Raw genomic sequence first — 15,584 nt, forward strand, 5'->3', positions numbered from 1 at the left:
TACAACATCACCACGGGTTCAACCACCACAGCGGGTGGCAAAGTGACCAGTGGTTGTGAGCGCACCAGTTTCAACGGCGAAATGATCTCAAGGGAGGGTGACCGGGTCGCTTGCCCGGCTTGCGGCACTGAAGGCTTCATCGCGCTCGTCGGTCCTCATCTGCACGAAGAGTGGAACGGCAAACAAGCGGCACTTGAGGGGGATCTGTGTATCTGCAAATGCGATCCGCCGCCGGAGTTGATTGCCAATCAGCGCTTCAAATGCCAGGAGTTCGGTCCCCAGCCTCAACGATTCACCACCGTTGGAATGGGGCCGACCGCGTCCGCCGCGACACCTTCCAACGTAGCCGCGCCCGCTGCGCCAAATCGTGCCGCTGATACCTGCGTTTTCGCCAAATCATGCGTTTCGGTACCCGCCGGTTCTACAGCCGCGGGAACCGGCCCGGAAAACGCCAGAAACTTTGGCGCCACGGCCGTCATGGCCTCAACCGGTAAGACGGGCGCCGTCGGCAGGGTAGCAGGCACACTCGGCAGCGACCTCGGTGCCTGGGCTGTACGAGGCTTGGCCGGAGCCAGTTCGGCCCTCAACCTTGTGCTGCTGGCCTTTTGGCCACGGGGTATCGGTGATTCAACGCTATACACCCCGGAGCAGTTGGAGGGGATGCGTTCGGCCAGTACGCGGGTGCGTTTCCAGTTTCGCCAGGATGAGTCCGGTGAACTGCGTGTTTACGGGCTACATACCCAACCTGGCAGTGGCGCTGACCGCGTACCCGTTGCGCAAGCCCGGTGGAATGAGGATCACAGCGCGATGGTCGCGGTGCTGGATGGCATCAGCATCATCTGGACGCCGAACCACGGCCCGGTTGTCAGCGTGCCGAGCCCGTATCCCGGTACACCGGAACGCTTGGATAACGTGTTTGTTCATCCAGTTGCGGTGGGGCAAGATTCGGCAATCAGTCACTATCCAGGACGGGATGCAGAGAATATCACCTGGCAGGATACGATCATTTCGTTTCCGGCTGATTCGAATGTGCCGCCGTTGTATCTGGTGTTTGCCAAGCCGGCGGTCAGGCCATTGGAGGTTGGGCAGGCAGCTAATTTGATGAGTCGTAGCCGTAAGGATGGGCTGGATATTGACCATATTCCTGCGCAAAAGGCGCTGGAACTGGCGTTAAGGCATCGTATGGCGGATTTGACGGATGAGGAGGTTCAGAGCTTTCTTCGTCGTGGCGCCAGCATCGCTATACCAGTCAGAGTGCATCAGAATCACAGTGAGACTTATGGCGGCCGAAATACCAAATACAGACAGAGTAAAGATGCTGAAGACCTTCGAGCAGCGGTGAACAGTAACGTGGATGCGATTAAGAGAGGGCTGCTCGAAGAGGGGTTCGCTGAGTTCGATATCGAGGTCGCCCGTCAACAATTACATGACATCAACCAAGCCCAGGGGTGGTATTGATGGACGCCGTGACAATTGAAAGTTGGATCAAACATCTAGGATGGCTCTATGAGGATTTAATTTCCCACAGAATTATTCCAGGCCTGCCACTCACTGAGCTCTATAGCGGGCGTGATTGGTTATCGCTGAAAAAACCAGCTGACGGCCTGGAGTTAAGTTTCTGGGCGGAGACGAGGAGGTACGAGCGACTCTTTATCACCCTGCGCTCTACTGTTGAAGGTACAACAGAGTACAAGGGTGAGCTTCCCAAGCCTTTTGCGTTACTAGCATCCAAGTCAGAGGTGCGAGCAGCTTTCGGTATGCCCATGGAATCACAAGGCCTGACGAAGCTGCCTTTGGATACCGTATTGGGTGGCTTCGATACTTATTCGCTGGATCAGATTAACTTCCCAAATCTGAAAGTGTCCTTTCAGTACACATCCACAATGCAGATTAAAACGTTGGTTTTTTCGTTAATCAACCGAGGGCACCCTTAGTGCAGCAGAAAAATTTATCTTTAACGTGGAAAAACTTTGAATACTGAAAAAGGGGCACGCATTTATTTAAGCCGAAACAAATGCGTTCCCTTTATGCCTTCATATGCTGGAGCAGGGATTCACCGAATCAGATCTTCAAGACGCTCGCGTTAAAATGCACAAAATAAATGAAACACAGGGGTGGTACTGATGGACGCCGTTACGATCAGTCATTTAGTAGGGGGGCTCGGTTTCCCTTATCACAAATTGGTGAGCGAAGGACTCATTCAGGAATTACTGCTCAAGCGGCTATTTGATACGTCTGATAACGAGGAGCTGATTCAAAATCCAGAACCCGGCGTGAAATTATGGTTCTGGGCAGAAACAAAACGGCTGGAGCAAGTAATGATCATCCTGATTCAAACAGTCGGGCAGCCTGTCTATACCGGGCAATTACCTCAGCCGTTCAGGTTAGGTATGGATCAGCGATACGTACGTGAGGTTTTAGGTGTGCCCACTAAATCCAAGCCCTCCGTAAAACTGCCAGGTGGATTGGGTGTGCGGGGCGGAGCGGACATATATTACTTGGACCAAAAGGCACATCCCAACGTGATGGTAACTCTCAGCTATCTGGGAAATCTTAGAGTTAACAATATCAGTTTCTCCTTGATTGATTCCGGACACGATTGATCTCCCACAGGGGCTTGCTATAACTATAGAACGTCGAATTGCTAACATGATTGCCAGTGGCAATTAGCTGTTCGCTCAAGCAAGCCCTCCATAATTTTCCATGTGGCCAAGAACAGAGATCGCTCTTTCTCAGATACACGATGTCAATAAAAAATACATGTGGTATTGATGGGCCTCGTGACAATTGAGCGTCGGATCAGGCATCTAGTGATGGCGTTCAAGCCAAATTCTGCTCAGTCAACCGCTGCACCGCCAAACGCCGATAGTGGGACGGCGTCATCCCCTTAAGCTGCTGAAACCGCCGATTGAAGTTGGAAATGTTGTTGAACCCCGACTCAAAGCACACATCCGTCACCGCCTTGTCCCCATCGGCCAGCAGTTCACAGGACTTGCTGATGCGCAGTCGGTTTACAAACTCAATGAACGTGCGCCCCGTGGCCTGTTTGAAAACGCGGGAGAAATATGTCGGTTTCATCCCCAGATACTCCGCGACTTCCTCCAGCGGCAGCTCGCGGGCATAGTGGGCGAAAATGTAGTCCACTGCGCGGTTGGTGCGGTCGATGCTGTGTTCGTCGGCTTGCTGCGGGGTGGTCACGCCGGACAGCAGTTGATAGTCCTCACAGGCGCTTAACACTTCCAGCAAGATAAAGAAGTGCCCCAGGCGCGCCATGCCGTGGGCGTCTTCGATCTGCTGCATCAGGGTCATGGCCTGGGCGATGGTCTTTTTGCAGCGGAATTGGATGCCGTATTGGGCGCGCTCGAGCAACGGCGCCAGGCTCTTGAGTTCGGCGAATATATGGCTGCCGTGCTCGAACAACTCGTCGGTGAAGTTCACCAGCATGTCGCGCTTGGGCACCACTTCGTCTTCCTCCACCTGGCTGATCCAGTTGTGGGGCAGGTTGGGGCCGGTGAGGAACAGGCTTTCCGGGTAGAAGTTACCGATGTAGTCGCCGATGAACACCTTGCCCGAGCTGGCGACGATCAGGTGCAGCTCGTACTCCTTGTGGAAATGCCAGCGCACCAGCGGGCAGGGGAAGCCGTGCTGGCGATAGATGATGGACAGACCGTTGTGATCGTCCATCAACTCGTAGGAAGGGTCGGTGATGCGCGTTGCTCGGGTCATGTTGCCGTCGCTTTATTGTGGTCGCTGCGTAGGATAATGCCCCGTCGCGCGCGACCTCGCCAGCGGCAGCGCTATAGGCTGCGGTTTTTCGCCTCGATCCACTGGGACATGTACTGGGTACTCTTGTGCGCATGATGGCGCAGCATGCTGCCGGTGAAGTTGTCCCGGCGATGGGCAGTAAGGTTACGGCGGCATTGCTCCAGGCACGCCACCAGGGCTGGTCCATGCTGAGCCTGGTCATAACGCCGGGCCAGCAGCTGGCGCCCGTGTTCCTGGGCTTGGGTCCAGCGCTCGCGGTGCTGGTAGAGGGCCACGGCAGCGGCGGCCAGGGCCGGGGCGTCGTGGGCGATCATGCCGGGCCAGGGCTGGTCGTCGCCCATGGCCTCGGCGCCGATAGGGGTGGTGACATTAGGCGTGCCGCACAGCATGGCGTCGATCAACTTGCCCTTGATACCCGCACCAAAGCGCAACGGCGCCAGGCAGATGCGCGCGGCGCTCATCACTTGCAGCGCGTCTTCGGCCCAGTTCATTACATGAAAACCCTGGGCCGGGTTGTGCAGGGCAGTGGCCTTGGGCGGCGTATAGGCGCCGTAGATATGCAACTGCGCGCCCGGCAATTGCTGGCGGATCAGCGGCCACAGGCTGTGCTTCATCCATAGCACGGCGTCCCAGTTGGGCGCATGGCGGAAGTTGCCGATGCTGAGAAAGTGCGCACGCTCTTCAAACGGCGCAAACGCGGCCTTGGGCGGCTGCAGCATCAACGGGCACCAGTGGAGCAGGGCGGCCGGCACCTTGAACTGTTCGGTGAGCAGGCGGATTTCCACGTCGGAGATCATCAGGCTGATGTCGCAGCGGTAAATCGCGGCGATTTCGCGTTTGGCCAGGTCGGTGTCGGCCATGCGTTGGTACTCGTCCTCCAGCGCCGGCGCGAACAGGGCACTGAAGTCGTCGCTCTCTGGGTTGGCCTTTACGTGCTCCTTGAAACGCTGGTGGCGGGCGTCGCGCAGGCTTTGCAGGTCGGAGGTCTCCAATACGCGCAGGGCGTCGGGGCAGCATTTTTCGACGCGCCAGCCGAATTGCTCTTCCATCATGAAACGGTCGAACAGCACGATATCCGGGGCCAGTTCGCGAACAAAATCATCGAAGCTGCTGTTATTCAGTTCAATGGCGCATTCCGCGATGCCGAGGGCGGGCAAGTCAGCCTTGTGTTCGCCAATGGTCGCCGGGCTGCTGAAGGTAACGGCCCAACCTTGTGTAAGAAAGCTCTCGAGAATCTGCATCATATGCCCGCCTGCAGCTGAGGAGCGCGGCTCCGGCCAGACGTAACCAATGACCAGGACTTTGGTGGCGGGCTGATTCATTAGCAGCGGTTTCCTTGAGGGACAGGCGAAAAGCGCGCAATTAAACCACAACCCGGTGACATGACAATTTGTATCTGGCGGTAGGTAGCGTCGGCACTTTGTGGTTAACTTCGGCCTCTCGAATTCGTTTAACCAAAACCCAGCATAAGGATTCCGTTCATGGCTCAAGTCACCCTTAAAGGCAACCCGGTCCAGGTTGAAGGCGAATTGCCGAAAGTCGGCGCCAAAGCTGCAGACTTCACCCTGACCGCCGGCGATCTGTCCAACGCTACCCTGGCCACCTTTGCCGGCAAGCGCAAAGTGCTGAATATCTTCCCAAGCGTTGACACCCCAACCTGCGCCACTTCCGTGCGCAAGTTCAACGCCCAGGCCAACGACGTGGAAAACACCGTGGTGTTGTGCATCTCCACCGACCTGCCATTCGCCCAGGCGCGTTTCTGCGGCTCCGAAGGCCTGGAAAACGTGAAGAACCTGTCGGATTTCCGCGACTCGGATTTCGCCGTTGACTACGGTGTGTCGATTGCCGACGGCCCGCTCAAGGGCCTGACCGCTCGCGCTGTGGTGGTGCTGGACGAAAACGACAACGTGCTGCACAGCGAACTGGTCAAGGAAATCGCTGAAGAGCCAAACTACGAAGCGGCCCTGGCTGTTTTGAAGTAACTGTTTCTGCGCATGACTGTCGTGAGGCAGTAACACGTATGATGCACGATTGCGGCCTGGCCTAGTCCAGGCCGTTTTTATTTGGGTGTCAGCAGCTTAGCGAAACAGCCCGCAGACCAGGATCCGAATTTTGAAAGTTGTAAGCTCAAGGTAAATAGCCGGTAAAGGCGCTTTTCTAAATGCGCTCCAGTGCTTATCTTTCAGCCTCCCAAAGAAGAAGCTCTCGCGCCCAATGGTTGATCACTCCATGCAATCCTCCCCCCGCAACTCCCGCCGCTGGCTGTTTGGCCTGCTTGTGCTGCTGGTTATCGCCGGCCTGTGCTGGAAATTCTGGCCCGGCGGCGCGGCCCATAAGGACGCCCCGGCCGGGCACACCGGCAAGACCGGCATGGCGCGCCCAGGGTTCGGCGGCTCCACCGGCCCGGTGCCGGTGCGCGTGGCGCCGGCGGTAGTGGGGGAGTTCCCGGTGTACTACAAGGCCTTGGGCACGGTGACCGCGCTCAACACGATCAACGTGCGCAGCCGGGTGGGCGGTGAGCTGGTGAAGATCGCCTTTGAAGAGGGGCAAATGGTCAAGGCGGGCGACTTGCTCGCCGAGATCGACCCGCGCAGCTACCAGAATGCCTTGCTCCAGGCCCAGGGTACGTTGCTGCAGAACCAGGCGCAGTTGAAAAACGCCCAGGTCGATGTCGAGCGGTATCGCGGCCTGTACGCCCAGGACAGCATCGCCAAGCAGACCCTGGACACCGCCGAAGCGCTGGTCCTGCAATACCAGGGCACGGTCAAGACCAACCAGGGTGCGGTCGACGATGCCAAGCTCAACCTTGAATTCACCAAAATCCGTGCGCCGATTGCCGGTCGCGTCGGTTTGCGTCAGCTCGACGTCGGCAACCTGGTGGCCGCCAACGACACCACCGCACTGGCGGTGATCACCCAGACCCAACCGATCAGCGTGGCCTTCACCCTGCCGGAAAACACCCTGGACACCGTCCTCACCCGTTATCACGCCGGCAACAAGCTGCCGGTGGAGGCCTGGGACCGTGGCGACACGAAAAAGCAGGCGGTGGGCGTGCTGCAGAGCCTGGACAACCAGATCGACGTGACCACCGGCACCCTCAAATTCAAGGCGCGCTTCGATAACAAGGATCAGGCGCTGTTTCCCAATCAGTTCGTCAATGTGCACTTGCTCGCCGATACCTTGCACAACGTAGTGCTGGCACCCTCCGCCGCGATCCAGTTCGGTAACAACGGCACCTTTGTCTACAAGCTCGACGGCGACAAGAAGGTCAAGGTCCAGCCGCTGGTGGTGGGCGATAGCGATGGCGACAACACCGTGATCAAGCAAGGCCTGGCGGCGGGTGATCGGGTGGTCATGGAAGGCACTGACCGTCTCAAGGACGGCAGTGAAATCGAAGTGGTCAATGACAGCAGCGAAGTGCCGACCACGCCGACCGAACACCTGCAAGGCAAGCCCGCGGCGAAAGGGGAGACCGGCACTGACGCCGGCAAGGCGCAAAAGGTCGGCGCATGAACCTGTCGCGCCTGTTTATCCTGCGCCCGGTTGCCACCACGCTGAGCATGCTCGCCATCGTGCTGGCCGGCCTGATCGCTTATCGCCTGTTGCCGGTTTCGGCCTTGCCCCAGGTGGATTACCCGACCATTCGGGTGATGACGCTGTACCCCGGTGCCAGCCCCGACGTGATGACCAGCGCGGTCACCGCGCCGCTGGAGCGCCAGTTCGGGCAGATGCCCGGCCTGACCCAGATGGCCTCCACCAGCTCGGGCGGTGCCTCGGTGCTGACCCTGCGCTTCAACCTCGACATCAATATGGATGTCGCCGAGCAGCAGGTGCAGGCCGCGATCAACGCCGCCACCAACCTGTTGCCCAAGGATTTGCCGGCACCGCCGGTGTACAACAAGGTCAACCCGGCGGACACCCCGGTGCTGACCCTGGCGATTACTTCCAAGACCATGCTGCTGCCCAAGCTCAATGACCTGGTCGATACGCGCATGGCGCAGAAGATCGCGCAGATCAGCGGCGTCGGCATGGTCAGCATCGCCGGTGGCCAGCGCCAGGCGGTGCGCATCAAGGTCAACCCCGAGGCCCTGGCGGCCAACGGCTTGAACCTGTCGGACGTGCGCACCTTGATCGCCGCGTCCAACGTCAACCAGCCCAAGGGCAACTTCGACGGGCCCACGCGGGTGTCGATGCTCGATGCCAACGACCAGTTGGTATCCCCCGAGCAATATGCCGAACTGATCCTGGCCTACAACAACGGTGCACCATTGCGCCTCAAGGACGTGGCGCAGATTGTCGACGGCGCTGAAAACGAGCGCCTTGCCGCCTGGGCCAACGAAAACCAGGCCGTGCTGCTCAATATCCAGCGTCAGCCGGGCGCCAACGTGATCGAGGTGGTGGACCGTATCAAGGCCCTGCTGCCGAGCATCACCGACAACCTGCCGGCGGGCCTGGACGTGACGGTGCTCACCGATCGCACCCAGACGATCCGCGCGTCGGTCAAGGACGTGCAACACGAATTGCTGATCGCTATTGCGCTGGTGGTGATGGTGACGTTCCTGTTCCTGCGCCGGGTCAGCGCCACGATCATTCCGTCCATCGCCGTACCGCTGTCGCTGGTCGGCACCTTTGGCGTGATGTACCTGGCGGGGTTCTCGGTCAACAACCTGACGTTGATGGCCCTGACCATTGCCACCGGCTTTGTGGTGGACGACGCCATCGTGATGCTGGAGAACATCTCCCGCTATATCGAGGAAGGCGAGACGCCCATGGCCGCCGCGCTCAAGGGCGCCAAACAGATCGGTTTCACCCTGATCTCCCTGACCCTGTCGCTGATCGCCGTGCTGATCCCGCTGCTGTTCATGGCCGATGTGGTCGGGCGCCTGTTTCGCGAATTTGCCATTACCCTGGCGGTGGCGATCCTGATTTCCCTGGTGGTGTCCCTCACGCTCACGCCGATGATGTGCGCGCGCTTGCTCAAGCGTGAGCCGAAGGAAGAAGAACAGGGGCGTTTCTACAAGGCCAGCGGCGCCTGGATCGATTGGCTGATCGACGCCTACGGGCGCAAGCTGCAATGGGTGCTCAGGCACCAGCCGCTGACCCTGCTGGTGGCCATCGCCACCCTGGGCCTCACGGTGGTGCTGTACCTGGTGGTGCCCAAGGGCTTTTTCCCGGTGCAGGATACCGGGGTGATCCAGGGGATTTCCGAGGCACCGCAGTCGATTTCATTTGCCGCGATGAGCCAGCGCCAGCAGGCGCTGGCGAAGATTATCCTGGCCGATCCGGCGGTGGAAAGCCTGTCGTCCTATATTGGCGTGGACGGTGATAACGCCACCCTCAACAGCGGTCGCTTGCTGATCAACCTCAAGGCCCACGGCCTGCGCGACTTGAGCGCGGTGCAGGTGATCGCTCGCCTGCAACCGCAAATCGACAAGCTGGTAGGCATCCGCCTGTTCATGCAGCCGGTGCAGGACCTGACCATCGAAGACCGCGTCAGCCGTACCCAGTATCAATTCAGCATGTCCTCACCGGACGCCGAGTTGCTCGCGCTGTGGAGCGACAAGCTGGTGCACGCCCTCGGCCAGTTGCCGGAACTCACCGACGTGGCCAGCGACCTGCAGGACAAAGGCCTGCAGGTGTACCTGGTGATCGACCGCGACGCCGCCTCGCGCCTGGGCGTCAGCGTCTCGACCATCACCGACGCGCTGTACGATGCCTTCGGCCAGCGGCAGATTTCCACCATCTACACCCAGGCCAGCCAGTACCGCGTGGTCTTGCAGGCCCAGTCCGGCGAAACCCTCGGCCCGGCAGCGCTCAACCAGATCCATGTGAAGACCACCGATGGCGGCCAGGTACGGCTGTCGAGCCTGGCCCATGTGGAGCAGCGTCAGGCACAGTTGGCGATTGCCCATATCGGCCAGTTCCCGGCGGTGATGATGTCGTTCAACCTGGCTCCCGGGGTGGCGCTGGGCAAGGGCGTAGAGCTGATCAACCAGACCCAGAAGGACATCGGCATGCCGGTCGGCGTGCAGACCCAGTTCCAGGGCGCGGCCCAGGCGTTCGAGGCTTCCCTGTCGAGCACCTTGCTGCTGATCCTGGCGGCGGTGGTCACCATGTACATCGTGCTCGGCGTGCTGTACGAGAGTTATATCCACCCGATCACCATTCTCTCGACCTTGCCGTCGGCGGCGGTGGGCGCCTTGCTGGCCTTGCTGCTCAGCGGCAATGACCTGGGCATGATCGCGATCATCGGCATCATCCTGCTGATCGGCATCGTCAAGAAGAACGCGATCATGATGATCGACTTCGCCCTCGACGCCGAGCGCAACCAGGGCCTGGACCCGCAGACCGCCATCTACCAGGCGGCGCTGCTGCGCTTCCGGCCCATCCTGATGACCACGCTGGCGGCCTTGTTCGGGGCGGTACCGTTGATGCTGGCCAGCGGCTCCGGTGCGGAATTGCGCCAGCCCCTGGGCCTGGTGATGGTCGGCGGGTTGCTGGTGAGCCAGGTGTTGACGCTGTTCACCACGCCGGTGATCTACCTGTATTTCGATAGGTTGGGACGCCGCTGGCGGAAGTCTGGCGTCGAGGAAGTCGTGTAATGGGGGGGGTTAAAGCAGTTGCAAGCGGCAAGTTTCAAGCTGCAAGAGAAACGCGGGCGCGGCGCATGGCTTTAGCTTGCCGCTTGAAGCTTGCTGCTTGGAGCTCCCCCCCATGAACCTTTCTGGACCATTTATCCGTCGTCCCGTGGCCACGATGCTGCTGAGCCTGGCGATCATGTTGCTCGGCGGCGTCAGCTTCAACCTGCTGCCGGTGTCGCCGTTGCCGCAGATCGATTTTCCGGTGATCGTGGTGTCGGCCAGCTTGCCGGGCGCCAGTCCCGAGGTGATGGCGTCTACCGTGGCCACGCCGCTGGAGCGTTCGTTCGGCGCAATTGCCGGCATCACCACCATGAGCAGTTCCTCAAGCCAGGGCTCCACGCGGGTGATCCTGGCGTTCGATTCCGACCGCGATATCAACGGCGCGGCGCGGGAAGTGCAGGCGGCAATCAATGCATCGCGCAACCTGTTGCCCAGTGGCATGCGCAGCATGCCCACGTACAAGAAGATCAACCCGTCCCAGGCGCCGATCATGGTGCTGTCGCTGACGTCCGACGTGTTGCAGAAGGGCCAGCTGTACGACCTGGCCTCGACCATTTTGTCCCAGAGCCTGTCCCAGGTGCCGGGCGTGGGCGAAGTGCAGATTGGCGGCAGCTCCCTGCCGGCCGTGCGTATCGAGCTGGAGCCCAAGGCGCTTGATCAGTACGGCGTGGCCCTGGACGATGTGCGCACTACCATCGCCAACGCCAACCAGCGCCGACCCAAGGGCTCCCTGGAAGACAGCGAGCGCAACTGGCAGATCCAGGCCAACGACCAGTTGGAAAAAGCCAAGGACTACGAGCCGCTGCTGATTCGCTACCAGAACGGCGCGGCGCTGCGCCTGAGCGATGTGGCGAAGATCAGCGACGGCGTGGAAGACCGCTACAACAGCGGGTTTTTCAACAACGATTCGGCGGTGCTGCTGGTGATCAACCGCCAGTCCGGCGCCAACATCATCGAAACGGTGCGCCAGATCAAGGCGCAGCTGCCGGCGTTGCAGGCGGTGCTGCCGTCCAGCGTCAAGCTCAACCTGGCCATGGACCGTTCGCCGGTCATTACCGCCACCTTGCACGAAGCCGAGATGACCCTGCTGATCGCCGTGGCCCTGGTGGTGCTGGTGGTGTACCTGTTCCTGGGTAACTTCCGCGCTTCGTTGATCCCCACCCTGGCGGTGCCGGTGTCGCTGGTGGGCACCTTTGCGGTGATGTACCTGTACGGGTTTTCGCTGAACAACTTCTCGCTGATGGCGCTGATCCTGGCGACCGGCCTGGTGGTGGACGATGCCATCGTGGTGCTGGAGAACATCTCCCGGCATATCGACGAGGGCGTGCCGCCGATGAAGGCAGCGTACCTGGGCGCCCAGGAAGTCGGCTTTACCTTGCTGTCGATGAACGTGTCGCTGGTGGCGGTGTTTCTCTCCATCCTGTTCATGGGCGGGATCGTCACCAACCTGTTCCGTGAATTCTCCATCACCTTGTCGGCGGCGATCATTGTTTCGCTGATCGTGTCGCTGACCCTGACCCCGATGCTCTGTGCGCGCTGGCTCAAGCCCCATGTCAAAGGGCAGATGACCGGCTTGCAGCGCTGGAGCCACCGCATCAACGAACGCATGGTCGCCGCCTATGCCACCAGCCTGGACTGGGTGCTGCGCCATCGGCGCCTGACCCTGCTCAGCCTGTTGATTACCGTGGGGGTGAACATCGCGCTGTACGTGGTGGTGCCGAAGACCTTCATGCCCCAGCAGGACACCGGCCAGTTGATCGGTTTTGTGCGCGGGGATGACGGGCTGTCATTCAACGTGATGCAGCCGAAAATGGAAATCTTCCGCCAGGCCGTGCTCAAGGACCCGGCGGTACTCAGCGTGGCCGGCTTTATCGGCGGCACCAACGGCACCAACAACGCGGTGATGCTGGTGCGCCTCAAACCGATCGCCGAGCGCAGGATCTCGGCCCAGGCGGTTATCGAGCGCCTGCGCAAGGAAGTGCCGCTGGTACCGGGCGGGCGCCTGTTCCTGATGGCCGACCAGGACCTGCAATTCGGCGGCGGCCGCGACCAGACCAGCGCGCAGTATTCCTACATCCTGCAAAGCGGTGACCTCGCCGCGTTGCGCCTGTGGTACCCCAAAGTGGTGGCCGCCATGCGTGAGCTGCCGGAGCTGACCGCCATCGACGCCCGCGAAGGGCGCGGCGCGGCCCAGGTCACGCTGATCGTCGACCGCGACCAGGCCAAGCGCCTGGGCATCGATATGGACATGGTCACCTCGGTGCTCAACAACGCCTACAGCCAGCGGCAGATTTCCACCATCTACGACAGCCTCAACCAGTATCAGGTGGTGATGGAGGTCAACCCCAAATATGCCCAGGACCCGATCACCCTCAACCAGGTGCAGGTGATTACCGCCGATGGCGCGCGCGTGCCGCTGTCGACCATTGCCCATTATGAAAACAGCCTGGCCGATGACCGCGTCAGCCACGAAGGGCAGTTCGCCTCGGAAAACATCGCGTTCGACCTGGCGGCAGGCGTCACGGTGGAGCAGGGCACTGCCGCCATCGAGCGCGCGATTGCCAAGGTCGGCCTGCCGGAAGACGTGATCGCCAAGATGGCCGGCACCGCCGACGCCTTCGCCGCGACCCAGAAGGGCCAGCCGTTCATGATTCTCGGCGCGCTGGTGGCGGTGTACCTGGTGCTGGGCGTGCTGTATGAAAGCTATATCCACCCGCTGACGATTCTGTCGACCTTGCCCTCGGCCGGCGTCGGCGCGTTGTTGTCCATCTACCTGCTGGGTGGGGAGTTCAGCCTGATCTCACTGTTGGGGCTGTTCCTGCTGATCGGGGTGGTGAAGAAAAACGCGATCCTGATGATCGACCTGGCGCTGCAGCTTGAGCGGCATGACGGCATGAGCCCGCTGGAGTCGATTCGCAGCGCCTGCCTGCTGCGCCTGCGACCCATCCTGATGACCACGCTGGCGGCGATTCTCGGCGCGTTGCCACTGCTGCTCGGCGCCGGCGATGGCGCGGAAATGCGCCAGCCCCTGGGCCTGACCATCATTGGCGGCCTGGTGTTCAGCCAGATCCTGACCCTTTACACCACTCCGGTGGTTTACCTCTATCTAGACCGCGCGCGCCACCGCTTCAATGCCTGGCGCGGCGTGCGTACCGATGCTGCCCTGGACACTGCGCTATGAACGATTCAACCAACGCCAATGCACCCCGGCTCCCTGTAGGAGCGAGCTTGCTCGCAAAAAATGTGCAGACACCGCGTTCTTCCAAGCTCGGCGCGTTATCGTTGACGGTCTTCGCGAGCAAGCTCGCTCCTACAGTGGGGTTGGCGTTGTTGCTCAGCGCCTGTGCCATCGGCCCCGATTACCAGCGTCCGCCCGTGGTCGAACCGGCACAATTCAAGCAAGCCCAGGGCTGGCGCCAGGCCAATCCAAGCGACTCCCTGGCGCGTGGTGCGTGGTGGGAGCTGTACGGCGACCGCCAACTGAACGAGCTGGTGGTACGCCTCAACAGCGCCAACCAGACCGTCGCCCAGGCCGAGGCGCGTTTCCGCCAGGCCCAGGCCCTGGTGCGCAGTGCTCGCGGGGCGTTTTACCCGAGCGTCGACCTGAGCGTCGGCAAAACCCGCGCCAGCCAGGGCACCGGCAGCAGCAGCGCCAGCCTGAGCAGTTCCAGCAGCGGTATTCGCGACACCCTCAATGCGCAACTGGGCGTGAGCTGGGAAGCTGACGTCTGGGGCAAATTGCGCCGTGGCCTGGAAGCCAACGAAGCCAGCGCCGAGGCCAGCTCGGCAGACCTGGCGGCGATGCGCCTGAGCCAGCAGTCGGAACTGGTGCAGAGCTACCTGCAGTTGCGCGTCATGGATGAACAGACGCGTTTGCTGCAAGCCACGCTGGACACCTACCAGCGCTCGCAGCAGATGACCGAAAACCAGTACCGCGCCGGTGTCGCCGGCAAGGACGCTATCGCCCAGGCGCGAACCCAGCTCAAGACCACCCAGGCCAGCCTGATCGACCTGATCTGGCAGCGTGCCCAGCTGGAAAACGCGATTGCGGTATTGATCGGTGAAGCGCCGGCCAATTTCAGCCTGGCCGTCAGCAAGGACATCCCGGCGTTGCCGCAGATTCCTGTCGGCCTGCCGTCGCACCTGTTGGAGCGCCGCCCGGATATCGCGTCGGCGGAACGTTCGGTGATTGCAGCCAACGCCAACATCGGCGTGGCCAAAGCCGCCTATTACCCCGACTTGACCCTGAGCCTGGCGGGGGGCTACTCCAGCAGCACCTATGAAGACTGGATCAGCCTGCCGAACCGCTTCTGGTCGGTAGGTCCGAAGCTGGCCATGACCCTGTTCGACGGCGGCCAACGCTCGGCGGAAGTCGACCGTAGCGTGGCCAGCTACGATGAAACCGTGGCCAAGTACCGTCAGACCGTGCTGGACGGATTCCGCGAAGTGGAAAACTACATGGTGCAGCTCAAGGTGCTGGCCGACGAAGCGGTGGTCAGCAACGAAGCGCTGGAGTCCGCCCGCGAGTCGTTGCGGTTGACCGAGAACCAGTACAAAGCCGGACTGATTGCCTATCTGGACGTGGTTACCGTGCAGGCAACGGCCTTGAGTAACGAGCGCACGGTACTGACCTTGCTGCAGTCGCGGTTGGTGGCGAGCGTGCAGCTGATTGCAGCGTTGGGTGGCGGATGGGATGGGAATACACGGCCGGCTGATCAGGATAAGTAAGGGTTAACTCAATCTCGTGTTGGCCTATGCTGCATAGGTATCTACACAACGTTGGTATGACACTGACATGTGGCGAGGGAGCTAGCTGCCGTCGTCTCCCGGGCGACAGACACGCCTCGGTCAATGTGGGAGGGGGGCTTGCTCCCGATGGCGGCCTCTGGGCCGACCAGGATGTTGGGTCGATCCCGGTGCAAATGTGGGAGGGGGCTTGCCCCCGATGGCGGCCTCAGGATTGGCCAGGATGTTGGATCAGACCGAGTACATATCCGTTTCTGCGGTAACGGCTGCTATAGATTCCGCTTTTACAGCGGGTCACTTTTGGAAAAGAGCCCGGAATGCCGGCCCAGCCAAAAGTAACCAAAAAGGCTCTTGCCCCACCACTCGGCACCTCGCCCAGGCTCGGTGTGCCCGAACGCAGGCTTGAATCCGTGGGCCGCCGCAATGGGCCAT

The 15,584-nt window shown here is 60.7% G+C and carries 10 protein-coding genes; 8 read left to right on the forward strand and 2 right to left on the reverse strand.

Annotated elements, in window-relative coordinates:
- Positions 1 to 6 precede the first annotated feature (6 nt).
- The 3 genes from CIB54_RS25905 (at position 7) to CIB54_RS25915 (ending at position 2,603) form a co-directional block, all read left to right on the forward strand.
- Complete coding sequence (locus CIB54_RS25905; RefSeq protein WP_269801700.1) at positions 7 to 1,458, forward strand: S-type pyocin domain-containing protein; 1,452 nt, start codon at positions 7 to 9, stop codon at positions 1,456 to 1,458.
- The gene (locus CIB54_RS25910; protein WP_065887333.1) at positions 1,458 to 1,934 is read left to right on the forward strand and encodes a DUF6392 family protein; all 477 of its coding nucleotides are present in this window, start codon (positions 1,458 to 1,460) and stop codon (positions 1,932 to 1,934) included. The genes CIB54_RS25905 and CIB54_RS25910 overlap by 1 nt, the downstream gene beginning before the upstream one ends.
- 189 nt (positions 1,935 to 2,123) lie before the next feature.
- On the forward strand, positions 2,124 to 2,603 hold the full coding sequence (locus CIB54_RS25915) for a DUF6392 family protein (RefSeq protein ID WP_101221356.1): 480 nt from the start codon (positions 2,124 to 2,126) through the stop codon (positions 2,601 to 2,603).
- 217 nt (positions 2,604 to 2,820) lie between these two features.
- Here the strand turns inward: CIB54_RS25915 and CIB54_RS25920 are convergent, their stop codons facing one another.
- Together CIB54_RS25920 and CIB54_RS25925 are read right to left on the reverse strand one after the other, a co-directional pair.
- Complete coding sequence (locus tag CIB54_RS25920; RefSeq protein ID WP_065952557.1) at positions 2,821 to 3,726, reverse strand: AraC family transcriptional regulator; 906 nt, start codon at positions 3,724 to 3,726, stop codon at positions 2,821 to 2,823.
- A gap of 71 nt (positions 3,727 to 3,797) precedes the next feature.
- Positions 3,798 to 5,087, reverse strand: coding sequence for a glycosyltransferase (locus CIB54_RS25925; protein ID WP_101221350.1), 1,290 nt, complete (start codon positions 5,085 to 5,087; stop codon positions 3,798 to 3,800).
- A gap of 159 nt (positions 5,088 to 5,246) precedes the next feature.
- Here CIB54_RS25925 and tpx point away from each other — a divergent pair, with 159 nt between their 5' ends.
- The 5 genes from tpx (at position 5,247) to CIB54_RS25950 (ending at position 15,134) form a co-directional block, all read left to right on the forward strand.
- Positions 5,247 to 5,747, forward strand: coding sequence for a thiol peroxidase (gene tpx, locus CIB54_RS25930; RefSeq protein WP_065952559.1), 501 nt, complete (start codon positions 5,247 to 5,249; stop codon positions 5,745 to 5,747).
- Positions 5,748 to 5,979: 232 nt separating this feature from the next.
- Positions 5,980 to 7,278 carry an MdtA/MuxA family multidrug efflux RND transporter periplasmic adaptor subunit gene (locus CIB54_RS25935; protein ID WP_101221351.1) on the forward strand — a complete coding sequence of 433 codons (1,299 nt, stop codon included), beginning with the start codon at positions 5,980 to 5,982 and terminating at the stop codon, positions 7,276 to 7,278.
- Positions 7,275 to 10,367 (forward strand): MdtB/MuxB family multidrug efflux RND transporter permease subunit, encoded by a 3,093-nt coding sequence (locus tag CIB54_RS25940; RefSeq protein ID WP_101221352.1) that lies wholly within the window; start codon positions 7,275 to 7,277, stop codon positions 10,365 to 10,367. Before CIB54_RS25935 ends, CIB54_RS25940 begins: the two co-directional genes overlap by 4 nt.
- 112 nt (positions 10,368 to 10,479) lie before the next feature.
- Entirely contained in the window at positions 10,480 to 13,587 is a 3,108-nt protein-coding gene (locus CIB54_RS25945; RefSeq protein WP_065952562.1) for an efflux RND transporter permease subunit, read from the forward strand.
- On the forward strand, positions 13,584 to 15,134 hold the full coding sequence (locus CIB54_RS25950) for an efflux transporter outer membrane subunit (RefSeq protein ID WP_101221353.1): 1,551 nt from the start codon (positions 13,584 to 13,586) through the stop codon (positions 15,132 to 15,134). Before CIB54_RS25945 ends, CIB54_RS25950 begins: the two co-directional genes overlap by 4 nt.
- The last annotated feature ends 450 nt before the right edge of the window (positions 15,135 to 15,584 follow it).

The sequence above is a fragment of the Pseudomonas fluorescens genome, from assembly GCF_002837185.1.
Classification (GTDB): Bacteria; Pseudomonadota; Gammaproteobacteria; order Pseudomonadales; family Pseudomonadaceae; genus Aquipseudomonas; species Aquipseudomonas fluorescens_AM.

What these genes read in the sequence shown, in the direction of transcription:
- CIB54_RS25950 (WP_101221353.1), top strand. Translation starts at nt 13,584, where the DNA reads ATGAACGATTCAACCAACGCCAATGCACCCCGGCTCCCTGTAGGAGCG.
- CIB54_RS25925 (WP_101221350.1), bottom strand. Translation starts at nt 5,087, where the DNA reads ATGAATCAGCCCGCCACCAAAGTCCTGGTCATTGGTTACGTCTGGCCG.
- CIB54_RS25940 (WP_101221352.1), top strand. Translation starts at nt 7,275, where the DNA reads ATGAACCTGTCGCGCCTGTTTATCCTGCGCCCGGTTGCCACCACGCTG.
- CIB54_RS25910 (WP_065887333.1), top strand. Translation starts at nt 1,458, where the DNA reads ATGGACGCCGTGACAATTGAAAGTTGGATCAAACATCTAGGATGGCTC.
- tpx (WP_065952559.1), top strand. Translation starts at nt 5,247, where the DNA reads ATGGCTCAAGTCACCCTTAAAGGCAACCCGGTCCAGGTTGAAGGCGAA.
- CIB54_RS25920 (WP_065952557.1), bottom strand. Translation starts at nt 3,726, where the DNA reads ATGACCCGAGCAACGCGCATCACCGACCCTTCCTACGAGTTGATGGAC.
- CIB54_RS25945 (WP_065952562.1), top strand. Translation starts at nt 10,480, where the DNA reads ATGAACCTTTCTGGACCATTTATCCGTCGTCCCGTGGCCACGATGCTG.
- CIB54_RS25915 (WP_101221356.1), top strand. Translation starts at nt 2,124, where the DNA reads ATGGACGCCGTTACGATCAGTCATTTAGTAGGGGGGCTCGGTTTCCCT.
- CIB54_RS25935 (WP_101221351.1), top strand. Translation starts at nt 5,980, where the DNA reads ATGGTTGATCACTCCATGCAATCCTCCCCCCGCAACTCCCGCCGCTGG.